This window comes from Phycicoccus sp. Root563 (assembly GCF_001427915.1).
In the GTDB taxonomy this organism is placed as follows: Bacteria; Actinomycetota; Actinomycetes; order Actinomycetales; family Dermatophilaceae; genus Pedococcus.
The window spans coordinates 2,347,254-2,371,290 of record NZ_LMGM01000001.1 but is presented as its reverse complement, the minus strand read 5'-3'; the positions used below and the strand labels follow the sequence as shown (position 1 = coordinate 2,371,290).

At 72.6% G+C, this 24,037-nt stretch carries 22 protein-coding genes; 14 read left to right on the top strand and 8 right to left on the bottom strand.

From position 1 onward, the window contains the following. The first annotated feature begins 120 nt into the window (after positions 1–120). Complete coding sequence (locus ASD62_RS11285) at positions 121–1,536, top strand: FAD-binding oxidoreductase (RefSeq protein ID WP_056916045.1); 1,416 nt, start codon at positions 121–123, stop codon at positions 1,534–1,536. Between the two features lie 108 nt (positions 1,537–1,644). Further along, a complete protein-coding gene (locus tag ASD62_RS11280) occupies positions 1,645–5,037 on the top strand; it encodes a BTAD domain-containing putative transcriptional regulator (RefSeq protein WP_157581440.1) in 3,393 nt (1,130 codons plus the stop codon). 17 nt (positions 5,038–5,054) lie between these two features. On the opposite strand, the gene ASD62_RS11275 is transcribed toward ASD62_RS11280, so the two are convergent. The 4 genes from ASD62_RS11275 to soxR form a co-directional block, all read right to left on the bottom strand. Next, positions 5,055–5,873: a hemerythrin domain-containing protein gene (locus tag ASD62_RS11275; RefSeq protein ID WP_082580734.1), complete on the bottom strand. Its 819-nt coding sequence runs from the start codon at positions 5,871–5,873 to the stop codon at positions 5,055–5,057. 11 nt (positions 5,874–5,884) lie between these two features. Further along, entirely contained in the window at positions 5,885–8,194 is a 2,310-nt protein-coding gene (locus tag ASD62_RS11270; protein ID WP_082580733.1) for an MMPL family transporter, read from the bottom strand. 93 nt (positions 8,195–8,287) lie between these two features. Continuing rightward, the gene (locus ASD62_RS11265) at positions 8,288–9,004 is read right to left on the bottom strand and encodes an endonuclease/exonuclease/phosphatase family protein (RefSeq protein WP_056916043.1); all 717 of its coding nucleotides are present in this window, start codon (positions 9,002–9,004) and stop codon (positions 8,288–8,290) included. A 35-nt stretch (positions 9,005–9,039) separates the two neighbouring features. After that, positions 9,040–9,507 (bottom strand): redox-sensitive transcriptional activator SoxR, encoded by a 468-nt coding sequence (soxR, locus tag ASD62_RS11260; RefSeq protein ID WP_056916042.1) that lies wholly within the window; start codon positions 9,505–9,507, stop codon positions 9,040–9,042. Between the two features lie 103 nt (positions 9,508–9,610). Here soxR and ASD62_RS11255 point away from each other — a divergent pair, with 103 nt between their 5' ends. The 3 genes from ASD62_RS11255 (at position 9,611) to ASD62_RS11245 (ending at position 12,717) form a co-directional block, all read left to right on the top strand. Beyond that, entirely contained in the window at positions 9,611–11,149 is a 1,539-nt protein-coding gene (locus ASD62_RS11255; RefSeq protein WP_235530687.1) for an MDR family MFS transporter, read from the top strand. Positions 11,150–11,183: 34 nt separating this feature from the next. Further along, on the top strand, positions 11,184–11,687 hold the full coding sequence (locus ASD62_RS11250) for a DinB family protein (protein ID WP_056916041.1): 504 nt from the start codon (positions 11,184–11,186) through the stop codon (positions 11,685–11,687). A 151-nt stretch (positions 11,688–11,838) separates the two neighbouring features. Next, positions 11,839–12,717, top strand: coding sequence for an AraC family transcriptional regulator (locus ASD62_RS11245; RefSeq protein WP_056916040.1), 879 nt, complete (start codon positions 11,839–11,841; stop codon positions 12,715–12,717). 9 nt (positions 12,718–12,726) lie between these two features. Here ASD62_RS11245 and ASD62_RS11240 read toward each other — a convergent pair whose 3' ends face one another. Beyond that, positions 12,727–13,503, bottom strand: coding sequence for a fructosamine kinase family protein (locus ASD62_RS11240; protein WP_056916039.1), 777 nt, complete (start codon positions 13,501–13,503; stop codon positions 12,727–12,729). Between the two features lie 126 nt (positions 13,504–13,629). On the opposite strand from ASD62_RS11240, the gene ASD62_RS11235 reads away from it, so the two are divergent. The 3 genes from ASD62_RS11235 to ASD62_RS11225 all read left to right on the top strand — a co-directional run bounded on the left by ASD62_RS11235 (position 13,630) and on the right by ASD62_RS11225 (position 16,666). Beyond that, complete coding sequence (locus ASD62_RS11235; RefSeq protein WP_056916038.1) at positions 13,630–14,841, top strand: endonuclease; 1,212 nt, start codon at positions 13,630–13,632, stop codon at positions 14,839–14,841. Between the two features lie 122 nt (positions 14,842–14,963). Beyond that, complete coding sequence (locus tag ASD62_RS11230; RefSeq protein WP_056916037.1) at positions 14,964–15,734, top strand: GAF and ANTAR domain-containing protein; 771 nt, start codon at positions 14,964–14,966, stop codon at positions 15,732–15,734. Between the two features lie 83 nt (positions 15,735–15,817). Further along, positions 15,818–16,666, top strand: a complete 849-nt coding sequence (locus tag ASD62_RS11225) for a hypothetical protein (protein ID WP_056916036.1) — start codon at positions 15,818–15,820, stop codon at positions 16,664–16,666. Here ASD62_RS11225 and ASD62_RS11220 read toward each other — a convergent pair. Continuing rightward, positions 16,663–17,460, bottom strand: coding sequence for a maleylpyruvate isomerase N-terminal domain-containing protein (locus ASD62_RS11220; RefSeq protein ID WP_056916035.1), 798 nt, complete (start codon positions 17,458–17,460; stop codon positions 16,663–16,665). The genes ASD62_RS11225 and ASD62_RS11220 overlap by 4 nt on opposite strands. 116 nt (positions 17,461–17,576) lie before the next feature. Between ASD62_RS11220 and ASD62_RS11215 the strand changes: the two genes are divergently transcribed. Next, the gene (locus ASD62_RS11215; RefSeq protein ID WP_056916034.1) at positions 17,577–18,692 is read left to right on the top strand and encodes an App1 family protein; all 1,116 of its coding nucleotides are present in this window, start codon (positions 17,577–17,579) and stop codon (positions 18,690–18,692) included. On the opposite strand, the gene ASD62_RS11210 is transcribed toward ASD62_RS11215, so the two are convergent. Then, positions 18,679–20,118, bottom strand: a complete 1,440-nt coding sequence (locus tag ASD62_RS11210) for an MFS transporter (RefSeq protein WP_056916033.1) — start codon at positions 20,116–20,118, stop codon at positions 18,679–18,681. The two genes, ASD62_RS11215 and ASD62_RS11210, sit on opposite strands and share 14 nt — an antisense overlap. A 47-nt stretch (positions 20,119–20,165) precedes the next feature. Between ASD62_RS11210 and ASD62_RS11205 the strand changes: the two genes are divergently transcribed. The 4 genes from ASD62_RS11205 to ASD62_RS11190 all read left to right on the top strand — a co-directional run bounded on the left by ASD62_RS11205 (position 20,166) and on the right by ASD62_RS11190 (position 23,170). After that, positions 20,166–21,026, top strand: coding sequence for an Fpg/Nei family DNA glycosylase (locus tag ASD62_RS11205; protein ID WP_056916032.1), 861 nt, complete (start codon positions 20,166–20,168; stop codon positions 21,024–21,026). A 124-nt stretch (positions 21,027–21,150) separates the two neighbouring features. Next, positions 21,151–21,645: a VOC family protein gene (locus ASD62_RS11200; protein ID WP_056916031.1), complete on the top strand. Its 495-nt coding sequence runs from the start codon at positions 21,151–21,153 to the stop codon at positions 21,643–21,645. A gap of 95 nt (positions 21,646–21,740) precedes the next feature. Next, the gene (locus ASD62_RS11195) at positions 21,741–22,262 is read left to right on the top strand and encodes a metallophosphoesterase (RefSeq protein ID WP_056916030.1); all 522 of its coding nucleotides are present in this window, start codon (positions 21,741–21,743) and stop codon (positions 22,260–22,262) included. Then, positions 22,259–23,170 (top strand): hypothetical protein, encoded by a 912-nt coding sequence (locus ASD62_RS11190; protein WP_056916029.1) that lies wholly within the window; start codon positions 22,259–22,261, stop codon positions 23,168–23,170. Before ASD62_RS11195 ends, ASD62_RS11190 begins: the two co-directional genes overlap by 4 nt. On the opposite strand, the gene ASD62_RS11185 is transcribed toward ASD62_RS11190, so the two are convergent. After that, the gene (locus ASD62_RS11185; protein WP_056916028.1) at positions 23,136–23,522 is read right to left on the bottom strand and encodes a cupin domain-containing protein; all 387 of its coding nucleotides are present in this window, start codon (positions 23,520–23,522) and stop codon (positions 23,136–23,138) included. The genes ASD62_RS11190 and ASD62_RS11185 overlap by 35 nt on opposite strands. A gap of 129 nt (positions 23,523–23,651) precedes the next feature. Between ASD62_RS11185 and ASD62_RS11180 the strand changes: the two genes are divergently transcribed. Beyond that, on the top strand, positions 23,652–24,029 hold the full coding sequence (locus tag ASD62_RS11180) for a YciI family protein (protein ID WP_056916027.1): 378 nt from the start codon (positions 23,652–23,654) through the stop codon (positions 24,027–24,029). Positions 24,030–24,037 lie beyond the last annotated feature (8 nt).

Sequence of the window (24,037 nt, the reverse complement as noted above, 5' to 3'; positions counted from 1 at the left end):
TCGGCCCCGTCCTCCCTGACAAGGGGCGTGCCGTCGTACCCCTAGTCGTCCCCAAGTCGTGCTCAAGCGCTCGGCCGCAGGCTGCTCACCACAGTCACAGCGGATCAAGGAGCACGCACCATGAGCATCACCACCACCGTCACCGAGCAGCGCGGTTCGTCACTGCGGGACGCCTGCCCCCAGGGCCTCCACCTGCCCGGCGACCCCGGCTACGACGCGGCGCGGATGCCGTGGAACGTGGCCATCGACCAGCGCCCGGCTGCGCTGGTGACCCCACGCACGGTGGCCGAGGTCCAGGCCGCCGTGCGCGCCGCAGCGGCCGCGGGGCTACGGGTCGCCCCGCAGAGCACGGGGCACAACGCCGGCCCCCTCGTCGCCCAGGGGCTGGACGACGTCGTGGTCCTGCGGACGTCGGAGATGACCGGCGTCCACGTCGACGCCGCCCGCAAGGTGGCGCGGGTCGAGGGCGGGGCCCTGTGGCTGCACGCCACGGAGGCTGCCGGTGACCACGGCCTGGCGGCGCTGCACGGCAGCTCGCCGGACGTCGGGATCGCCGGGTACTCCCTCGGCGGCGGCATCGGCTGGTACGCCCGCAAGCTCGGCCTGGCCACCAACAGCCTGCTCGCCGTCGAGCTGGTCACCGCCGACGGGGAGCACGTGCGCGCCAGTGCGAGCGAGAACCCCGACCTGTTCTGGGCGCTGCGTGGTGGCGGTGGCAGCTTCGGCGTCGTCACCGCCCTCGAGTTCCGGCTCTTCGACATCGCGACGGCCTACGCCGGCATGCTCGTCTGGGACGTCTCCCGGGCCGAGGCGGTGCTGCGCCGCTGGGTCGACTGGTCGGCCGGCGCCCCGGACGAGGTCACCACGTCGTTCCGGGTGCTCAACCTCCCGCCGCTCCCCGACATCCCGGCGCCGCTGCGCGGCCGGTCGGTCGTGGTGGTCGACGGCGCCGTCCTCGGTGCTGACCACGAGGCCGAGGGGGTGCTGGCCGACCTCCGGTCGCTGACTCCCGAGATCGACACCTTCGCCCGGGTCCCGGCGCGGTCCCTGGTGCGCCTGCACATGGACCCGGAGGGCCCGACGCCCACGGTCTCGGACTCGACGATGCTCGCGGAGCTGCCACCCGAGGGGATCGACGCGTTCCTCGCCGAGGTGGGTCCGGGATCGTCCTCGTCGCTGCTGCTGGCGGAGCTGCGCCAGCTCGGGGGCGCCCTCGGGCGCGACCACGAGGGCGGCGGGGCCCTGAAGCGCCTCGAGGGTGCGTTCGTCGCGTTCGCTGCCGCGATCGCGGCCACCCCCGAGCTGGCTGCCCAGGGGGAGCACGACGCGCACCGCCTGACCAAGGCGCTCTCGCCGTGGTCGAACGGTCGCAGCTACCTCAACTTCGCCGAGAACGCCGTCGACCCGAGGTCGGGCTACGACGAGCGGACATGGTTGCAGCTGAAGGGAATCCGCTCAGCGGTCGACCCCCACGGCGTGTTCGTGGGCAACCACCGCATACCGCGTCTCGTGGAGAACCTGCGCGTCACTGACTGACAGCGGCGCCGGGCGCCCCCGTCCACCACGGACGGGGGCGCTGACGCACGCCCATCTGCGCAGAAAAGACGAGTGTCGGTGGGCGGTCCGGCCCCTATCCTCGGTCGGATGAGAGTGGGTGTCCTCGGCACTGCCGAAGCTCGACTCGGTGACGTGCCCGTCGACCTCGGCACGCGCAAGCAGCGCGCCCTCGTCGCGGCCCTGGCCATGAACCACGGCCGGCCCGTCTCGGTCGACGCCCTCGTCGACCTCCTGTGGCCCACGGGTGCACCACCCGGGGTGACCGGGACCCTGCAGGCGTATGTCGCGGGGCTGCGCCGCGCGCTCGAGCCGCAGCGGGCGGCGCGCGCACCGTCCACCGTGCTGGTGACGGTCGCTCCGGGGTACGCCCTGCGGGTGGGTGATGACGACCTGGACGCCCGGCGCTTCGATCGGACGGTCAGCCGGGCGCACCGCCGACTGGGGCACGTCGAGCGGGTCCAGGACGGTCGGGGCCTGACCGCCGAGGAGCTGGCCGAGGTCGTCTCGGAGCTCGACACCGCCCTCGCGGAGTGGCGCGGCGAGCCCTACGTCGACCTCGAGGACGCCGCGTCCGCGGTCGCCGAGCGGGTCCGCCTGCAGGAGCTGCGCCTCGTCGCGCTGGAGGACCGGGCCGTCGCGGCGCTCGAGCTCGGGCAGCACGGCACGGTCGCGGGCGAGCTCGAGTCCCTCACGACGGCGCACCCGCTCCGCGAGCGGCTGTGGGCGCTGCGCGCGCTCGCCCTGACGCGCGCCGGGCGGCAGGCCGAGGCCCTCGACACCTTGCGCGAGGTCAGGCAGGTGCTCGCCGACGAGCTGGGCCTCGAACCCGGGGCGGAGCTGCGGGACCTGCAGGCGGCAGTGCTGCGCCAGGACCCGGCCCTCGAGTGGCGCCCTCCGGCGGGCACCACACCCACCCCGTCGCACCCGGTGACGCCCACGCCCTCGCCGCAGCCGCAGCGCACGGGTGCCGGGGCGGGACGGTCGTCGGTGCGGATCGGCCCGATCGAGTCGGTCGTCCCGGCCCTGCCGTCCTGGCCGATGGTCGGTCGGGACGAGCAGCTGACGGCCGCGCTGGAACAGCTCGACCGGGCGGAGGCGGGCTCGGCCGTCTTCGTCGCCCTCGTCGGTGAGCCCGGGATCGGCAAGAGCCGACTGGCGGCGGAGCTCGCCTCCCGGGCCGGTGGGCGCGGCGCGGCCGTGCTGCTCGGGCGCTGCTCCCAGGACGACGGCGCCCCTCCGCTGTGGCCGTGGCAGCAGGTGCTCAGAGGGCTGGGGCGCGACCTGCCCGAGCTGCCCGACGACGGGAGTGCACCGTTCGCGGTGTGGCAGGAGATCGTCGACGAGGTGGTCGACGTCGCCAGGAGCCGTGCCGTCGTCGTCATCCTCGACGACCTCCACTGGGCGGACGTCGCCTCCCTGCGGGTGCTGAGGCTGCTCGTCGAGAGCGCGGACGACACCCGGCTGCTCGTGCTGGGCACCTGGCGCAACCGTCCCGAACCCACCGGTGCGCTCGCGGACGTCGCCGAGGCGCTGGCCCGGCGGCACGCCCTGCGCGTCGACCTGCACGGCCTCACGGCGCAGGAGGCGACCCGCGTCGTCGAGACGGTGGCCGGCGCGGTCCCGACGTCGGCGCAGGCGCAGGAGCTGGTGGAACGGACCGACGGCAACCCGTTCTTCCTCGTGGAGTACGCCCGGCTGGCCAGGGAGGGCGACGGGCTGGGTGGCCTCGAGCGGGAGGCGCACCCGCCGGCCGCGGTCCACGACGTGCTGGTGCGGCGCCTTCAGCGGCTGCCCGAGGACTCGCTCACGGCCCTGCGGTGGGCGGCCGTCCTGGGCCGCCAGTTCGACCTCTCGACGTTGTCGACCGTCTCGGGCCTCGAGGAGGACGACCTGCTCGACCGGCTCGACCCTGCCCTGGACTCCGGTCTGCTGCGCGAGGACGGGATCGAGCAGTACCTCTTCGGGCACGCCCTGGTCCGCGACACCATCTACGGCTCCCTGTCGGCCACCCGCCGGGCGCGGGCCCACGCCAAGGTGGCGTCGACCCTGCAGGGGAGGTCGGGCCGCGAGACCGAGCTGGCCAGGCACTGGCTCGCAGCCGGACCCTCGTATGCCGCGCGCGCCTGGCTCGCGGCGGTGTCCGCCGCCGCGGTGGCGCGGCGGCTGCACGCCTACGACGAAGCCGCCCAGCTCCTCGTCTCGGCACTCGACACCCTGCCCAGCGATCCCGACAGCACGGCGCACGAACGCTTCGACGTGCTGTGCGACCTCGCCGACGCCCGGCGCTGGGCCGGGGACTGGTCCGGACTCGTCGAGGTGGCGCAGGAGGCCATCGCCGTGGCCGAGGGCATCGGCGACGTCGAGCTGCTCGCGCGCGCGGCCACCATGACGGCGGTCGGGGCGCTGTGGCAGTCGGGCCCGCACGGCACGGTCAACGAGACGGTGGTGACGGCCCTGCGCCATGCCCTCGCGGCCCTGCCCGAGGTGGACGGGCCCCTGCGCTGCCGGGTCATGCTCAGCCTGGCCCTCGAGATCTACTACGGCACCGGTCACGACGAGCGTTCCGCGTTGGTGGACGAAGGGCTGGCGATGGCCGACCGCCTCGGCGACCCCAGGCTGAGCCTGGACGCCTACCAGCTGGCCTTCGTGGCGCTGTGGTGCTCGCGCACGGCGCCCCAGCGGCTGCGGTGGGTGAGCGAGGCGATGCGGCTGGCGCACCGGCTCGGGGACGAGCGCGCCTACGTGGTCACGACGACGTTGCGCGCGGTGGTGTCCGGGGAGCTCGGGCTGCCCACCGAGATGTGGGAGCACGCCGCCGTGGCACGGGACGCGGCCGACCGGCAACGACTCCCCTACGGGATCATCGTCCTCGACAGCATGGAGCTCCCCTGGCTCGCCATGGCGGGACGGTTCGGGGAGTGCGAGGAACGGATGGCGAACATCCGGCTGCTCGACCAGCGGATGTCCCTGCACCAGACCGACGACGCGACCCTCGGTGCGCTCATGGCCCTGCGGCTGTGGCAGGGGCGTGCCGGCGAGATGGCCGAGATCCTGCGCGACGCCCAGGAGGGCAGTGGCCTCCCCCTGGCGGCCGTGGTCGTCATGTTCATGCTGCGCGGGGGACGCGAGGACCTCGCCCGGGAGTATGCCGCGACCCATCCGATCGACCTGGACCACGACGACTGGTTCTCCATGCTCACGTGGTGCTGTGCTGCCGAGGTCGCGCTGCAGCTCGGCGACCGTGACCTGGCGGCGCGTTCGTACGCGCTGCTGGCGCCCTACGAGGGGTACTCGTGCTGTGCCGGGTCGGGCCTGGCGCTCGGACCGGTCGACGGCTACCTGGCCCAGGCCGCCGCCGCCGGCGGTGAGCTGGAGGTCGCCCGGCGGCACGCCGACCGGGCCGTGGCGCTCTGCGAGGACTGGCAGGTCCCGCTGGCGGCGCAGTGGCTGCGCGACCAGCGGGACCGGTTCGGGTTCTGAGGCTGTACGGCCCCCGTCTAGGCCTGGTCGAGGTAGGCGAAGGCCGCCCGCTCGCGCTGCTCGAAGGACCGCCGGGTCACGAGCCACATCAGGTGGTGCGGACGACCGGTGGTTGCGAAGACGCTGCGGCGCAGCGGCGCCGGGACCCGGTGCATCGCCCAGGGCACGAGGGCCAGCACCTCGGCGGTCCGCAGCCCTGACCTGAAGTGGGTCTCCTCGAGGTCGTGCCACTCCTGACCCGTCATCACCTGCTGGATGATCGCGACGGCCTCGGTCTCCTCGTGCTCGAGGTGGCGGCCGAGGCTGCTCTTGGCGGCGGTCAGCCGGATGGCCAGGCCCGCTCGCGCGTCGTCGTCCGCCTGGCTGGCGAGTCGGGCGAACCCGGCAGAGCAGGCCGAGAGGATCGGGTCGATCTCCGCGTGCTCGTCCTCCATCGCCTGCAGGGTGGCGCGTCCCACCTCGTCCGTGCGCTCGAGGAGCAGCGGCCAGAGGCCGGTGTCCTCGCCCGTGTGGTGGTGGTGCAACGCCGCGGCGAAGAGCTCCCACCGCGCGGCGAGGGCTCGCCACGTGGTGCGCGCCTGGGCCGGCGTCGCGGCGGCCGCCGCGGCGAAGGCCGCGAGGTCGCGCCGGAAGGCGTGGTGCATCACGTACATCATCGTCATGTCGACCGGTCCCGGGTGGGCGGCGGTCTGCCCGGGGAACCGGAGCTGCTCCGGCCAGGCGGGCAGGGCCCGGTCCCGGGACGGTGCCCGGGACGGTGTCCGGGTCGGCACCGTGGTGGTCACGGTGGTGGGCATGGGCATGGGCGTGGGCGTGGGCGTGGTGCTGGTGGTCATCGTCGTTCCTCTCAGAGGGCGCCGACGGGCTGGCGCTCGCCGTCGCGGGACTGGTCGTGGGTGGGGTCGTCGGAGTCGTCGGAGCCGTCGTGGTCCGCGAGGTCATCGACGGTGCTGAGGACGCCAGCGGGCTGCGCGAGGTCGCCGAGGTCGTCGAGCTCGACCTCTGCACGGACCGTGGGCAGCGCCCGGTCCAGCCAGCCCGGGACCCACCAGTTGCGCTCGCCGAGCAGCGACATCGTCGCCGGCACGAGCACCATGCGGATGACCGTGGCGTCGAGCAGGATCGCTGCGGCCATGCCGACGCCGAGCATCTTGACGACGGCGTCCACCTCCGTGGCGAAGCCCAGGAAGACGGCGACCATGATGGCGGCGGCGCTGGAGATGACCCGGCCGGTGGCGGAGAGGCCGCGAACCACTGACCCGTGGGCGTCGCCCGTGCGCAGCCAGTCCTCGCGGACCCGCGAGAGCAGGAAGACCTCGTAGTCCATCGAGAGCCCGAACAAGATCGCGAACATCAGGATCGGGACCCAGCTCGACACCGCCATCGGGTGGTCGAGCCCGAGGACCGAGGCGCCCCAGCCCCACTGGAAGACGGCAGTGAGGACGCCGTAGGCGGCGCCGATGCTCAGCAGGTTCATGACGGCGGCCTTGAGCGGCACCACGACCGACCGGAACACCATGGCCAGGAGCAGCACGGAGACCGAGACCACGAAGGCGATGACGAGCCACAGCCGGTCCGCGAGCATGCCTGCGATGTCGGAGAAGAAGGCGGTGGTGCCCGTGAGCTCCACCCCGTCGGGCAGCTGGGCGCGCAGGCCGTCCACGAGGGCACTGGTCCGGTGGTCGGTGGGGCCGAAGGCGGGCACGGCGTCGAACACCGCGATGGCTCCGTCCGGGGACACCGTCGGCTGCGTCACCGCGCTGATGTCCGGGTCGTGCTCCAGCGTGCTCCTGACGGCGGCCAGCCGGGGACCGTCGACCACCGAGCGGTCGACGACGAACGTCAGCGGCCCGTTGGCCCCGGCGCCGTACTCCGCGGCGACCAGGTCGTAGGCGCGTCGCGTGGTCAGGTCGGTCGCGCCGCTGCTGGCGTCCTGCGGCCAGGTGCGCATGTCCATCGCGGGGATGGCGAGCGTGAGCATGAGCACGGCGGCTGCCGCGGCCCACGGCAGGGGGTTGCGCCCGACGCGGGCGGCCCAGCGGGCCGTCAGCGGGGTCCGCGGGGTCGCGGTGGGCAGGGCGGCGGAGACGGTGGCGCGGGAGGCGCCCGCAGTCCGGGCCCGCCCGCTCGGACGTACCCGGCTCGGACGCACGCGACCCGGGCGCACCCGGCGCGGCAGCAGCCGCAGGCCGGCGAACCGGGCCAGCACCGGGACCAGCGTCAGCGACGCCGCGGCGACCGCGACGACGGCGATCGCCGTGGCAAACCCGAAGGAGCTGTAGACCGGCAGGCCGGCCAGGCGCAGGCCCATCAGCGAGACGAGCACGGTGCTGGCGGCGAAGACGATCGAGCGACCTGCAGTGGCGCAGGCGCGGCCCGCGGCCTCGGCGACCGGAAGTCCCTCGCGCAGGTACTCGACGTGACGGGTGACGAGCAGCAGGGCGTAGTCGATGCCGACACCGAGGCCGACCATGGTGGCCACCATGGGGGCAGCGGTGCTGACGTCGGTCGCCGCGGCGAGCAGGGTGATGCCGGCGCTGCCGACCCCGAGCCCCACCAGCGCGGTGCCGATGGGCAGGCCGGCGCTGGTGACCGAGCCGAAGGCGAAGACGAGGATGACGAGCGCGGCGACGATGCCGATGAGCTCGCCGCGTCCCTCCATCGGGGCGACCGCGCTCTCCGGGAGCTCCCCGCCGAGCTCGACCTGCAGCCCGGTGGCCCGGGTGGCGGCCACTGCCGCATCCAGCGGCCCGAGGTGGCCCATGAGGTCCGTGTCGGTGACCGGTGCGTCGTACCCCACGGTCACCAGGGCGGTGTCTCCGTCGTCGGAGAGGGCGGGTGGCGCGACGGTCACGACGTGCGGCATCCGGCGGAGCCGGTCGGCGAGGGAGGTCAGGGCGGCGGGGTCGACCGCTGCGCCGGTCCGGTCGTGCACCACCACGCGGGCGGAGGTGTTGCCCGCGCCGGGCAGGTGCGCCCGGAGCTGTTCGATGCCCACCTGGGCCCGGGCCCCCGGGACGTTGTAGTCGTCGTGGGGGGTTCCGCCGAACGCGCCGGCGAGACCGGCGACGGTGCCGGCCACGACCAGCCAGGTGGCGATCGTGAGCCAGGGGTGGAGCGCGGCGCCTCGTCCGAGGCGGTGGAGCAAGCGAGACATGGTTCGTCCTTCGGTGTGCGGTGCTGGTTGCGGACCAGCGTGCGGCGAGGCACTTGCACCCAACTTGGGACGGACTTGGGGTCCCCGACGTGCCTACGGCAGCCCGACGTCGACGAGCAAGGCTGAGTGGTCGGACGCCGGGGACGCGATGACGTGGGCACGGAGCGGCGTGACCCCGCCGACCCAGACGTAGTCGATCCGTCGCCGCGGTGGCTCCGCGTCGAACGTGAACCCGTCTCCCTCGCCCACCAGCGCCCATGAGTCCTGGAGGAACCCGCCGAGGTGCTCGTGGGTCGCCGAGCCGGGGGTGGTGTTCAGGTCACCGAGCAGCACGGTCGGCCGGTCGTCGAGCACGGCTGTGATGGCCCGGGCCTGCACCAGGCGCTCGTCCTCGCGGTCCCACTGCAGGTGCGTGCCGAGCACCCGCAGCGCCACGCCCTCCACGACCACGGTCGCCTCGAGCAGGCCGCGCTGCTCGCTGCCCTCGAAGCAGGGCAGCAGGGTCGTCGACACGTCCACGAACGGCCGCGAGCTGAGCAGCGCCGTCCCGTACTGCGCCCGCTGCCCACCGGGGTGGGCCGGCTCGTCGTCGAGGCACGCGGCATACGCGAGGTGCATGCCGAGCCGCTGCGCGAGGTGACCCGGCTGGTCGGCGAACGCGCTCTGGGCGCGGCGGTGCCGGTCGACCTCCTGAAGGGCGACGAGCTCGGCGCCGCTGTCGGCGATGACCTCGGCGATCCGGTCGAGGTCGAGGACACCGTCGAGACCGACCCCGCTGTGGATGTTGTAGGTGAGGACGGGGAGCTGCACGGTCCCAGCCTGCCGCTCCAGCGGGGTGGGAGGCATCAGTGGGGCGGGCGGCGCAGCAGCGCCGGGAGGTATGCCGCGCCGGGTGCGTCGTCGGAGGCCGCCGCCTTGTCGGCGGGGTTGGAGATGCCGCACTGCTTCAGCGACAGGCAGCCGCAGCCGATGCAGGAGTCGAGCTTGTCGCGCAGCGCCTCGAGAGCCTCGAGCTGTTCGTCGAGCCGGGTGCGCCAGTGGCCGGAGATGCGGTGCCAGTCGGACTTGGTCGGGGTGCGGCCCTTGGGCAGGCCGGCCAGCTCGGTGCGGATCTCGTCCAGCGACAGCCCCACGTTGCTGGCCGCCCGGATGAAGGCGAGGCGCCGCAGCACGCTGCGGGCGTACCGCCGCTGGCCGCCCGAGGTGCGCGTCGCGTCGATGAGTCCCTGCTTCTCGTAGTACCGCAGGGCCGAGGCGGCGAACCCGCTGCGCTCGGCGACCTCGGACACCGTGAGGACGTCGGTCGGCTCCACGCCGCTCCCCTCTCCCGTACTTGAAGTGGACTTCAACTGCAGTCTCGCTGGTGACTGGTCAACGGGGCAACCACGCCGGCGCGCTGCGGAATAGGGGTGCCCGGTGACGGAGTTGTCCCTGTTCGTGACCCAGACGACGACGAAGAGCAGTGTCGGCCTGCGCAGCGAACGCGGCCCCGTGCTGCTCGCGGTGATGATGTGCACGGCGCTGGTGGCCATCGACGCCACGATCCTCGCCGCCGCGGTGCCCGCCGTCGTCAGCGACCTCGGTGGCTTCTCGCAGTTCCCGTGGCTGTTCTCGATCTACCTGCTGGCCCAGGCGGTGTCGGTCCCGATCTACGGCAAGCTCGCCGACAGCATCGGCCGCAAGCCCGTCATGCTCGTGGGCATCGGCCTGTTCCTGGCCGGCTCGATCCTGTGCGGGGTCGCGACGACGATGCCGCTGCTCATCGCGTTCCGCGTCGTCCAGGGCCTCGGCGCCGGTGCGGTCCTGCCGATGTCGGTGACGATCATCGGCGACATCTACTCCGTCGAGGAGCGGGCCCGCGTCCAGGGCTTCATCGCCGGGGTGTGGGGCATCGCCTCCATCGTCGGGCCGACGCTCGGTGGCGTGTTCTCCGAGTACGTCTCGTGGCGCTGGATCTTCTTCGTCAACCTGCCGATCGGCGCGGTCGCCACGGTGCTGCTGCTGCGCGGGTTCCACGAGAACATCGAGCGGGTCCGCCACTCCATCGACTGGGCCGGCGCGATCCTGCTGACGACCGGGGTGTCGCTGCTCATCCTCGCCCTGCTCGAAGGTGGCCGGTCGTGGGGCTGGCTGTCCCCGGGCGGTGTGGCGATCGTCGTCGCCGCCGTGGCGCTGCTCGTGGCGTTCGTGGTCGTCGAGCGCCGGGCCGCCGAACCCATCCTGCCGCTGTGGGTCTTCACCCGGCGCGTGCTCATCGGCGCCAACCTCGCCTCGCTGGCGATCGGTGCCGTCCTCATCGGTCTGACCTCCTACATCCCGACCTTCGCCCAGGGCGTTCTCGGGTTCGGCGCGCTGCTCTCGGGCCTGGCCCTCGGCGCGATGACCATCGGCTGGCCGATCGCCGCCGCCAGCGCCGGGAAGATCTACATGCGGTTCGGGTTCCGCAACACCTCGATCCTCGGGGTCGCGTTCGTCGTGGTCGGCAGCGCGTTGCTGCTGCTCGTCGACGAGGGCACCAGCCTCTGGACGATCGCGGGGTTCACCTTCATCGTCGGGGTCGGTCTCGGCTACGCCTCCGTGCCCACCCTCGTCGCCGTGCAGTCCTCGGTCGACTGGGACCGCCGTGGTGTCGTCACGGCGACCAACCTGTTCGCCCGCTCGCTCGGCAGCGCCGTCGGTGTCGCCGTCTTCGGGGCGATCGCCAACGCGAAGCTGGCCCAGGACTTCCGGACCCCTCCCGCGGGTGCGACGGGCAAGCTGCCGAAGACCGCGGACGACGCGGCCGTGGTGCTGGGCAACCAGTCCGGAGGGACGGAGGTCGTGCGAGAGTTCGTCCGCGCCTCCCTGACCGGTGCGACCCACCAGGTGTTCATCGCGGTCGTCGTGCTGGCCGTCGCGATGATCGTGGCGGTCCTCGTCATGCCGCGTCGGTCCCAGCCCCTCGTCTTCGACTGACCGTCCCACCGCCGCCCGACCTACGATCGGACGCATGACTCCTGCCGAGCTGCTCATCGACGGCTTCACCCGGATCCAGGAGGGCGTGCACCGGGTGGTGGACGGGCTCACCCCGGCCCAGCTGGCGCACCAGCCCGCCGAGGGCGCGAACTCCATCGGCTGGCTCGTCTGGCACCTCACCCGTGTGCAGGACGACCACGTCGCCGACGCGGCCGGGTTCGACCAGGTGTGGACCACCGGTGGCTTCGAGGGCGACTTCGGCCTGCCCTTCGACCAGGCCGAGACCGGGTATGGCGCGACGCCCCAGGAGGTCGCGCAGGTGCGGGACCTCACGGCGGACCAGCTCACCGGCTACCTCGACGCGGTGCACGCCCAGACCGTCGGCTGGGTGAAGGGCCTCGCACCGGAGGACCTCGACCGCGTCGTCGACGAGCGCTGGGACCCGCCGGTCACCCTCGGGGTCCGGCTCGTCAGCGTCGTCAACGACGACCAGCAGCACGTCGGCCAGGCCGCCTACGTCCGCGGCCTGCTCGGCTGAGCCGGCCCTGGCGGCGGAGGAGCGGACGAGTGGGCGAGCGGGCGAGCGGTCAGCGGTAGCGCCTCGCCGGACCGATCGCATCCGACCGGGATCATCGGGCGCGCTCCGGCCCCGGCCCGGCACAGTGGTCGGTGGAAGGAGGGAGACCCTGATGATCGCTGCTCTCAACGCCGCCGTCGACCAGATCGAGTCGCAGCTCGCGACCGATCCGGCCGAGCCGGTGGACGTGGCCGGACTGGCTGCGCGGCAGGGCACCACCGAGCACCACCTGCGTCGGATGTTCGCCTCGCTGGCCGGGATGCCGGTCTCGGACTACGTCCGCAGGCGACGGATGTCCTTGGCGGCGGCCGACCTGTTCGGCACCGGCGACGACCTGCTCACGGTCGCCGTGCGCTACGGCTACGGCTCGACCGAGGCGTTCGGGAGGGCGTTCCGGTCCGTGCACACGGTCACGCCCGGCGAGGCGCGTCGTCAGGGGGGTCCCTTGCGCACACAACCACGGATCAGGTTCCACCTGACCGTCGAAGGGAGCGTCCCCATGGACACCCGCATCACCCAGCTGCCGGCCCTGCACCTGGTCGGTCACGCCGCACGCGTGCCGCTGGTCCACGAGGGCCCGAACCAGCACATCGCCGACCACGTCGCCTCGATCGCCCCGGAGGAGACCCGAAGGCTCAAGGGCCTGAACGACACCGAGCCCCGTGGGGTGCTCGCGGTCAGTGACGACCTCGACCCCGACCGGCGCGAGGGCACCGAGCTGACGTACCTGCACGGTGTCGCCACGACGACGCACCCGCACTCGGACGGTCTGGACGTCATCGACGTGCCGGCCGGGACCTGGGCGGTCTTCCGCACCGAGGGACCGCACCCGTCGGCGCTGCAGGACGCGTGGGCGGCCACCGCCACGACGTGGTTCCCGTCCCAGCCCTGGCGGCTGCGACCCGGTCCGGAGATCGTCGCCACCCTGGCCTTCGACGCCGGGGCGGCGACCGCGACCTGTGAGCTCTGGCTGCCGGTCGAGCCCGCCTAGGGTCGTCGGTCAGCGGTAGCGCCTGGCGAGCTCGACCGCGCGGTGGGCGTAGTCGCCGCCGAAGAGCACGGCGTGCACCATGAGCGGGTGCAGCTGGTGCAGGGCGACCCGTTGTGGCCACTGCGCGTCGAGCCGGTGCTGCCCGAGGTACCCACCCACGACGAAGTCCCAGTGCGGGCAGCCGAACAGCGCCAGCATCGCGAGGTCCGTCTCGCGGTGGCCGCCGTGCGCCGCGGGGTCGATGAGCACGGCACCGTCGCCGGTCCAGGCGATGTTGCCCGACCACAGGTCCCCGTGGATCCGCGCCGGCACCGAGCCGTCGTCGAACTCGCCCCGCGCCAGCCGTCGGGCCACCACCTCGAACACCGCGACGTCGTGCCGGTGCCACAGCCCCCGGTCGCGCCCGAGCGGCAGCATCGCGAGGATCCGCTGCTCCGCCCAGAACTCCCCCCACGTCTCGACCGGCCGCAGCGGCAGGGGCAGCAGCTCGGTGGCCGGCCCGAGGAACCCGTCGCCGGACCACCCCGGTGGGGCGCTGCCGAACGCCGGCGCCCCTGCGTCGTGCGTCCGCGCCAACCGCGCCCCGAACTCCTCCGCCATCGCGGGGTCCGGGTTGACGAACGACAACCGCCGCAGGTCGAGGTGGTCCTGGCCGACCTCGACGACCTCCACCACCGGCACCCCGCCGCGGGCATCGGCCAGCCACGCGAGACCGGCTGCCTCCCAGCGGAAGTAGCCGTCGGGCGCAGAGGCGCTGCCCTTGCGGAAGACCGGATCGGCGCTCACGCCTGCATTGTCGCCGAGATGCCCCGCGAAGGGGCACACGCGGCATACCGGATCTTTGCCAAGCCCGGCCTGCACCCATAACTCACGTTCGCCCGTTGTATGCCGTGCTGCTGGCAGGTTTCCCCCATGCCCCAGCAGCTCACCATCCGAGTGCGCCCACGCCTTGCGCTCGTTGCCGTCCTCCTCCTCGTCGCGTTCGTCGCGACCACGGCCCGTGCCGCCACCGCGGCCGCGCCCCTCACCGTCGCCCAGGCCATCGCCACCCAGAACAGCTCGGTGCAGACGGTCCGCGGCTACATCGTCGGGGAGCCGGTGGCGACGTCCACGGTCAACCGCAGCGGGTTCACCGACGACCTCGCGATCGCCCTCGCGGACACGGCGGGTGAGACCAGCACCTCGAAGATGGTCTACGTCCAGCTGACGACCCAGTGGCGCTCCACGTGGGGGCTGCGGACCCACCCGGGCAACCTCGGGAAGCAGGTCGACGTCACCGGCACGCTGACCGCGTACTTCTCGCACGCCGGGCTCAAGTCCCCCAGTGCCATCGGCGCGGTGGGCTCGGACCCGAACCCGACGACCAGCACCACGAGCCCGACCTCGACAACCTCCACCACGACGTCACCGACGTCGACCGGCACCAGCGGGCCGTACGACACCACCTACTACGCCCCCGCGATCGGGAAGACGGGCAGCGCCCTGCGCAGCAGCCTGCACTCGATCATCAAGAGCCAGACGGTGCTGACCTACGACCAGGTCTGGGACGCACTCAAGGACACCGACCAGGACCCGAACAACAGCAACAACGTCATCGAGATCTACTCGGGCCGGTCGATCGCCAAGAGCGACAACGGTGGCGGTGTGGACCAGTGGAACCGCGAGCACGTCTGGGCCAAGAGCCACGGTGACTTCGGCACGGCCAACGGTCCCGGCACCGACGTCCACCACCTGCGACCCGAGGACGTCACGGTCAACAGCACCCGCGGCAACCTCGACTTCGACAACGGCGGGTCGACCGTGGCGCAGTGCACCGGCTGCCTGAGCGACGGCGACTCGTTCCAGCCCCGGGCCGCGGTCAAGGGAGACGTCGCCCGGATGATCCTCTACATGGCGATCCGCTACGAGGGCGACGACGCGTGGCCCAACCTCGAGCCCAACGAGTCGGTCGCCAACGGCACGGCTCCCTACATCGGCAAGCTCTCGGTCCTCAAGGCGTGGAGCGCCGGGGACCCGCCGGACGCGTTCGAGAAGCGGAGGAACCAGGTCATCTACGACACCTGGCAGCACAACCGGAACCCGTTCATCGACCACCCCGAGTGGGTGTCGTCGATCTGGCCCTGAGCGGCCGGTGCGGTGCGCGGCGGGACGCCCGCAGGTCAGGCCGTGGATATGGCCTGACCTGCGGGTTCGGTGCGGGTATCTTGTCGTTGACCCCTCAAGGACCGTCCCGCTCAGGAGCCCCCATGACCGACCAGGTCGACGTCGCAGAGGCCCAGGCCCTGCACGATGGTGCAGGTGGGCGCAGCCTCGATGCGGCCGAGCAGATCATGACCGAGCTGGCCGGCAACCTCGACGGGGTCGATGACCTGACGCCGTACCTCGAGCGCCTCGTCCAGGCGGTCAACGCCAACATCGACGGGTGCGACGCCGTGGGCGTCACCGTGGTCATCGAGGACCGACCGCGCACCGCGGCGTACACGACGGCGGGCACGCTGGAGATCGACGCGGTGCAATACGCCGTCGGGGACGGTCCCTGCCTCGACGCGTTCCGCAACGGGCGCGAGAACCTCGTGGACTTCAGCGGTGGCGAGGAGCGTTGGCCGGCGTTCATGGAGGGCTGCGACCCGGGTTCGGTCCAGTCGCTGCTGGCCCTGCCGCTCGTCTCGGGCGGACGCCGGTACGGTGCGCTCAACCTCTACGGCAACGAGCGGCACGCCTTCGACCACACCGAGCTGCGGCTGGCGCGCATGGCCGCCGGTCGCGCGGGCGACGCGCTCGCCGCAGCCGTGATGCTGGCCGGAGCTCGCGAGATCGCCGGCCAGATGGAGCAGGCGATGGCCAGCCGCGCCGTCATCGAACAGGCCAAGGGCGTCCTCATGGGGCGGCACAGCATCGACGAGATGGTGGCGTTCGAGCTGATGCGGCGGCAGTCGCAGGAGCAGAACCTCAAGCTGCGCACGCTGGCCGCCCAGATCGTCGGTGAGGTCCGATCTTCCCGATCCGAGGCGATGTGAGCTAGTCTGCAGAACACCTGAAGCAACCGGGTTTGGCCGATCGGCCATCCGGTTGCTTTTTTGTTGCCCTGGAAGGGGTGCAGATGAGAGGTCCACACCGCGCCTGCAGTCACGGCGCCACCCGCCGTCCCACCCGCACGGCCCGCCCGACCAACCTCGCCTCCTGGTGCGGCCCCACCGACGGGTATGGCGCCAAGGGCGGCTTCATCACGCACGCCTCCTGGGGTGCCCACGGCGTCGCCGGTGCAGACGGCTCCGCGCACCCCCAGCGGGCGGGCAAGAGCTTCGTGCGTCCCGCGGGCCTGGCCGTCACGGACGCCAGCACGCTGCTGGTCTACGTCATGGACGTCTACGACCCGTGGTCCTACGCCTACCTGCCGTCCGTGAGCGCGGTGCTCAGCGCCGCCACCTCCCTCGTCGACGTCGAGGTCGTCCACGACGGTCGCTACTCCGCCCAGCCCTCCAGCGCCCTGGTCGCCAGCGTGGCCGAGGTGCGCCGTCGCACCGACGCGCGGTTCGGCTCGGCCTTCCTGTCGGCCCTGCGCTCGGACTCGCTCGACCTGGACCCGGAGGCGGCTGCCGCGGGGGTGATCGCCCTGCTCGCGAGCGGCGAGATGCCCGTCTCGACCGTGCTCGGTGCGGTGCAGCACGAGTTCTTCGTCAACGGCCACCCGCTCGAGGCGCCCGGGGTGCTCAGCCGCGTCGCGACCCGGCTCGGGCTGGACGCCCCGGCCATCGAGGTGTTCGCCACGTCCGCCCGGGCCCGCGAGCTCGCGGTCGAGGACTTCGCCGTCGCCAGGGAGCTCGACTTCGACGGCGGGCCGTTGCTGCTGGCCAGCCGGGGCGAGCGGCTGTTCGAGTTCGACGGGCTGGGGGCGACGGGCGAACGGCTCGTCGACCAGTTCCGCACCGTCCTCGCCAAGCCCTCCTAGGCGCCCGGGTCCCAGTCGACGAGCTGGTCGAGCACGAGGGTGTCGCCCTCGAGCCGGAGCCGGTCGAGCGGGACGCGCGCGTAGAACGAGAAGACGAGGTCGCTGGCCGTGCTGCGGCCGACCAGGTGGCGGGTGCCGGCCGGGACGGCGTCGTCCGAGGTGGAGCTGCCGTCGTCGGGGAGCCGGGTCACCTGCGCCCCGTCGGCATTGAGCCGGATGCGCCAGGCCGCTCCCTCGTCGACGACGTAGTCGAGCACGGCGGGCTCGTGCGGCCAGGCGAACGTCGTCGCGACGCAGGTGACGAGGAACTCCTCGACGCCGTCGACGGCCACGTCCTCGGGAAGCGGCTCCGGCACCCCGGCCGTCAGATGGGCGTCGTGGGTGTGGATGGCGATCTCCTGCACCTGGTGCCGAGCGACGGCACCACAGGTCGCCGGCGACTGCGAGTCGGTCCAGGGCACCCAGCACCGGCGCTCGGCGTCGACCTCGGAGAGGGCGTCGAGCAGCGCCTGCGCCGCGGCCTCCAGCCACGCCACGAGCTCGTCGCGGTCCTGCGGCATCTCCGGGACGCCTTCGGGCGTCGCCTTGGCGGTGGCCTCCGGACCGGAGGCGACGGTCGCACCCCAGGTGAAGCGCCCCATACCGATGTGGCGGGCCAGGTCACGCAACGTCCAGTCGGGGCAGGTCGGCACCTGGGCGTCGAGGTCGGGCGCTGCGGCGATGGCGGCCCGGAAGGCCACCGACCGCTCGTCGATGAGGCGCAGCAGGTCGGGGAGCTCCAGGGGCGTGTGCACCTGCGCTGTCTACCACTGTGGCCGCAGGCGGCGACACCGAATTAGCCGCCAGCCGGGCCGTCGCGCCTGCCGCGGTCGGCACGGTGCTGCGGACCGGCAGGCCATAGGGTCTGTGCATGGCTCGTCCCCACGCTGCTTCCCTCGTCGAGGACGCCTGGCACCGCCGGGTGGACGCCGTGCTGCGCCGCCGGGGCTGGGGCACCCGGCTGGTCGGCCACACCGGGTACGGCTCGGAGGAGTTCGTGCGTGTCCTGGGGCGGGTGCTGCTCACCCGGCGCCCCGACATCGACGCCCGGGCGGACGCCGGCGCGAAGTCGGCCGAGCTGCGGCGGGCCGAGGACGAACGTCGCGGCTGGCGCGCGTTCATCACCGCGCCGGCGATGAACGTCCCGGTCACCGTCACCCTCGGGGACCGGGTCGTCGAGACGGTCAGCGACCGCAGCGGGTACATCGACGTGCACATCCGCGACCACGGCCTCGCACCCGGCTGGCACGAGGTCACGCTCGGTGCGCTGGGGGCGGAGGAGATGCTCGCGTCGGTGGTCATCGTCGGGTCCGACCAGCGGCTGGGCCTGATCTCCGACATCGACGACACGGTGATCTCGACGTCGCTGCCGCGCCCGATGATCGCCGCGTGGAACACGTTCGTGAAGAACGAGAACGCCCGTCACGTCGTCCCGGGCATGGCGACGATGTATCGCGCGCTGCTCGAGCAGCACCCGGGCGCCCCGATGGTCTACGTCTCCACCGGTGCGTGGAACACGGCGCCGACCCTGACCCGGTTCCTGCGCCGCCACGGCTACCCCGCGGGTCCGCTGCTGCTCACCGACTGGGGCCCGACGAACACCGGCTGGTTCCGGTCCGGGCAGGAGCACAAGATGTCGTGCCTGCACCGGTTGGCCAACGAGTTTCCCCACATCCGCTGGGTGCTCATCGGCGACGACGGCCAGCACGACCCCAAGATCTACGGCGACTTCTCCGACCAGCGGCCAGATCGCGTTGCAGCAGTGGCGATCCGCGAGCTCACGCCGAGCGAGCAGGTGCTGTCGCACGGCATACCGGTGTCGTTGGAGGAGTTCGAGCCGCTGCGCAAGCGGCAGGAGGTGCCGGTGTGCCGCTCCGGCGACGGGTACGGCCTGCGCCCCCAGCTCGAGCACGTCCTCGAGGTGCTCGCCGAGGCCGACACGCGCCCCATCAAGGACGGGGCGGGCGAAGCGGTCATCGAGCCGTGAGGTCGAGGTGCGGCTGGGCGGCGCACGGCGCCTCCCGCTTCGCCAGTCCCACCGCGGTGACCGCCGCACCCAGCGCGACCAGGGCCGCGCTCGCGAGCATCGCCGCCCGGTAGGCGGGCGCGAGCAGGGCCGGATCGGCGTATGCGGCGCCGCTGAGCCCCACGAGTGGCGGCAGGGCCGCGACAGCGATGAGGCCGGCGGTGCGGGACACGGCGTTGTTCACCCCGCTCGCCGTGCCGGCGAGCTCGTCGGGGGCGGCGGCGAGGACGGTGCCGGTCAGCGGCGCGACCGTCATGGACAGGCCCAGGCCCACGAGCGCCATTCCCGGCAGCACGTGCAGGACGAAGGTGGGATCGGCCGGCGCGAACGCAAGCAGGACGAATCCCGTTGCGGCGACGAGGGTTCCACCGATCATGTAGCGACGGGCACCGTGCTTGGTGGCCAGGGCGCCGAACCTGCTGGCCAGCAGCAGCATGGCCACGGACAGGGGCAGGGTCGCGGTGCCGGCCGCGAGGGCGGACCAGCCGGCGACGACCTGGAGGAACAGCACCACGAACAGCAGGGCCGACGACAGGCCGGCGTAGACGAGCAGCGTGACGATGTTGATCGCGGTGAAGACCCGGTCGGCGAACAGGCGGGGCGGCACCAGGGGGTGGCTGGAGTCGCGCTCGGCGAGCGCGAACGCGAGGAGGGCAGCGAGGCCCACGACCCCGGCACCGAGCGAGACGGCTCCGGGGTGCTCGGGTGCGACGGTGAGCGCGTACGTGACCCCGGCCAGCCCGACCACGGCGAGCAGCACCCCGCGCACGTCGAACCGGTGGCTCGCGTGCTCGTTGCGTGACTCCGGCACGAACCGCCACGTGAGGAGCACGACGAGCGCGCACAGCGGCACGTTGAGCCAGAACGCCCAGCGCCAGTCGAGGTCGACGAGGTAGCCGCCGACGATCGGTCCCGAGGCCGAGGCGACCCCGAGCAGCCCGGTCCACGACCCGATCGCCGCCATCCGGTCCTCGCGCCGGAACGACGACTGCAGGATCGCGAGGCTGCCCGGTACGAGCAGCGCGGCCCCGATCCCCTGGATGCCGCGGGCCAGGATCAGCAGCCCCACCGTCGGGGCGAGGGCGCACGCGATCGACGCGGCACCGAAGGCGGCCACGCCGACGGCATACACGCGCCGGCGACCGAACCGGTCGCCCAGCGAACCGCCGAGCAGGATCAGGGCGGCCAGGCTCAGGGCGTAGGCGTTGACGACCCACTGGAGGCCGGCGAGGTCGGCCTCGAGCTCGCGGCCGATGGTGGGGAGGGCGACGTTGACGACGGTGCCGTCGAGCAGGGCGATGCCGCTGCCGAGGATGGTGGTCGCGAGGACGAGCCGTCCCCGGTGGGTGCCCATCGTGAGCAGGTCCGTGGTCTTCTCGCTGGTCATCGCACCGTCACCGGGACATCGTCGCACCGCTGGGACAGAATGGGCGGGTGCCGGAGCTGCCCGAGGTCCAGGCGCTCGTCGACTTCCTCGCCGAGCGGACCGTCGGGCTGGCCGTGACCAGCATGGAGCTGGGGTCGTTCTCGGTGCTCAAGACGTTCGACCCGCCGCCGCAGGCCCTCTCCGGGGTGCCGGTCGACTCGGTGACCCGGCACGGGAAGTTCGTCGACTTCGACTGCGACGGGGTGCACCTGGTCTTCCACCTCGCGCGTGCGGGCTGGCTGCGCTGGTACGACGCGGTGCCGAACACCGTGCTGCGGCCGGGCAAGTCGCCGATCGCGGTCCGGGTGAAGTTCTCCGACTCGTCGGGGTTCGACCTGACCGAGGCGGGGACGAAGAAGCGGCTGGCCGCGTACCTCGTTCGGGACCCGGCCCAGGTCCCGGGGATCGCGTCGCTGGGGCCGGACCCGTTGTCCGACTCGTTCACGCGCGAGGCCTTCGGGGAGCTGCTCGACGGACGGCGCTCGCAGATCAAGGGGCTGATCCGCGACCAGGGGTTCATCGCCGGCATCGGCAACGCCTACTCCGACGAGATCCTGCACGTCGCGAAGATGTCACCGTTCGCGATGGCCGCCAAGCTCTCGTCGGAGGACGTGGACCGCCTGTATGCCGCGCTGCGCGACACGCTCGCCGGTGCCGTTGCTGCTGCGTCCGGCAAACCGGCGAAGGAGCTCAAGGACGCCAAGCGGGCCGGGATGCGCGTGCACGGCCGGACCGGGCTCGAGTGCCCGGTCTGTGGTGACACGGTGCGTGAGGTGTCGTTCGCGGACTCGTCACTGCAGTACTGCGCGACCTGCCAGACCGGTGGCAAGCCGCTCGCCGACCGCCGCATGTCCCGCCTGCTGAAGTAGGCAGACGCGTCGTCCGGGCACGGCCGCGGCGCCCGGGCGTTGACGGCGGGCCCCGCCGGGGCGGACGCTGGTCCGTCAGTCGCGGGGCCGACAGGCTCGGTCTCCCCCGGTGAGGAGGACCACCATGCCGAGCTTCTCCGGCCTCAACCACGTCTCGCTGAGCGTGACCGACCTCGACGCGAGCCAGCGCTTCTACACGCAGGTGCTGGGGTTCCTCGCCGTCCTCGACACCGGGACCGCGCGGGTCTGCATTCACAAAGGCACGGGTTTCACCATCGCCCTGGTCCGGCACGACGGGAGCAGCGGTGCGCGGTTCGACGAGGCGAACCCCGGGCTGGACCACGTGGGGATGGCGGCGGGCAGCCGCGAGGAGCTCGTCGAGTGGGAGCGTCGGTTCGCCGAGCTCGGGGTGGAGCACTCGCCGATCCAGGACATGCCCCTGGGCCACCACCTGAACTTCAGGGACCCCGACGGCATTGCCCTCGAGCTCCAGGCGCCGACCCCCGCGTACGCCGCGGCCGTGGAGCGGATGCGCACCGAGGACCTGTCCGACGAGGAGGTGCTCGCCGCGGCGGAGCAGATGGTCGGGGCCGACTTCGTCGCCCGGCAGGACGTCTGAACGCGCGCCGTGCCGTCGTCGGGAGGCATCTCGACGGGCGCGTCGCGACGTCTCGCCCGCGCGCCGTCGTCGACCGGACCGGGTTGACTGAGGGCATGACGACGCGGCTGCTCCTGCTCGCCGACACCCACCTGCCCAAGCGGGCCAAGGACCTGCCCGCGGTCGTGTGGGCAGCGGTCGATGAGGTCGACCTCGTGGTCCACGCCGGCGACTGGGTGGACGTGGCGACCCTCGACGCGTTGGTGTCACGAGCCGCGCGTCTCGTCGGCGTCGCGGGCAACAACGACCACGGGGTGCTGCGCGACCGACTGCACGAGTTCGCGTCGTTGACGGTCGAGGGCCTGCGGTTCGGGGTCGTGCACGAGACCGGACAGTCGACCGGCCGCGAGGCCCGCTGCGACGCGGCCTACCCGGAGCTCGACGTGCTCGTCTTCGGGCACAGCCACATCCCCTGGGACACGACCACGCCGCGCGGGCTGCGGCTGCTGAACCCGGGCTCGCCCACCGACCGTCGCCGACAGCCGTTCTGCACGTACATGACCGCAGTCGTCGAGGGTGGCGAGCTGGCCTCGGTCGAGCTGCACGAGATCGCCCGACCCACAGGTGGCCCCGCATGACCCCCGCCACGAAGCTGGTCCCGCTCTACCGCCGGCCCGCAGAGCTGGGGCGGCGCGCCGTCGGTGTCGTGGCCGAGTTCGGGATCAAGGCGTATGGCGCGGCGGCCGCACTGAGCGCCGCCCTCAGCGACAGCGAGACGGCCGGCGGCAAGGCCTACGACGCGGTGCATGCCGTGCCGAACCTCCGTCAGCGGTGGGATGAGGCGCAGTACGTGGTCGACCACCGAGAGCAGATCCAGACGACCCTGGACTACGTCAACGCCAACGCCCCCGATGCCAGCCAGCTCGAGACGGCCGCTCGGGCCAGCTCCGAGACCCTGGGCCAGATCACCACGACCTACGGCGAGGTCAACCAGGCGTGGGACTCGGTCAAGAGCATCCGACCCACCAACGTCCTGGACACGCTCCCGGCGGCCAAGGACCACCTGCAGGCGGCGTGGTCGCAGAAGCCGGGCCTCGACTCGATCCAGCAGCTGGCCGACAAGGCGGAGGGCGTCGCACCGTTCCTGCGCCAGGTCGGCAGCCTCGACATCGACTTCGCGAGGGTCTACGGCGAGCTGCTCAGCGTCCTGGACAACTTCGCCAGCGACGAGATCGTCGGGACGGTGTCGGTCATGGTGTTCGCGGTCGTTCTGGCGTGGGTCCTCGGTCTGGCGGCAGGGTTCTGGGCCCGTCGCGGGCGGCCGGGCATCGTCGTCAGCACCGTGCAGCGTCTCGGCGTCCGCGCCTTCCCGCGCTGGTACGCCCGCAACCTCGAGCACGCCCTGGGGTCCTCCGTCTACGCGGTGGCGCGGCGCCGCATCCAGCACGACCTCGTCGCGGACCCTGCCGGGTTCCTCGACCAGGCGGCATACGAGGAGCTGGAGCGGCACTTCAGGCGTGCGGGGGCGGGGCCTGCTCCACGTTGACCGTCGGGATGCCGGCGCCGGACCGGGCGATCACAGCCAGGGACGGCTCCCGCCCGGGGTTGGACTCCCGGTGCACCGTGAACGCGGGGACCTGCACGTAGTCGCCCGCGACCGCATCGACCCAGCCCTCGACCCCCTCGCACTCGAGCCGCAGCACCCCGAGCACGACGTAGAGCATCGAGACGTTGGAGTCGTGGTGGTGCCAGCCCGAGACGGCGGCGGGCTCGGTCACCACCTGGCCGGCCCACAGCCCGGGGACCTCGAACGCGCGCCGACGCACCATCCCCGCGGTCGGGTCCGCCTCGAGCAGCTCGGCCTCACGGACGACGCGGACGGGTTCGGGGTGCTCCACCGGTCCAACGTAGCCCGGCTGCCCGAGAAGTTCGTCGAGAAAGTTCTCCATCCCGATGTCGAAGAACTGGTTCGCTGTTCGACGTACGCGTGACAGAGCAGTGACACCCACACCGGAAGGACCAGTGACATGCCTCGCTTCATGGGATTCGTCAGGATGGAAGAGGGCATCGGCGCGCCGCCGCAGGCGCTGATGGACGCGATGGACACCTACATCGGTGAGCAGGCTGCCAAGGGCGTCTTCCTCGACGGCGGCGGCCTGTACGGCACCGAGGACGCGGTGAACTTCGTCGTCCGCAAGGGCGAGACCTCCCGCGTCGACGGCCCCTACGCCGAGTCCAAGGAGGTCGTCGGGGGTTGGGCGATCATGCAGTACGACACCGTCGAGGAGGCCATCGCCGGTCAGCAGGAGTTCGCCGAGCTGCACGCGACGCACTGGCCCGACGTGTCGATGGTCGCGACCATGCGTCAGATCTCCGACGGACCGCCGGAGGCGGCTGACGCCTGAGAGGACGC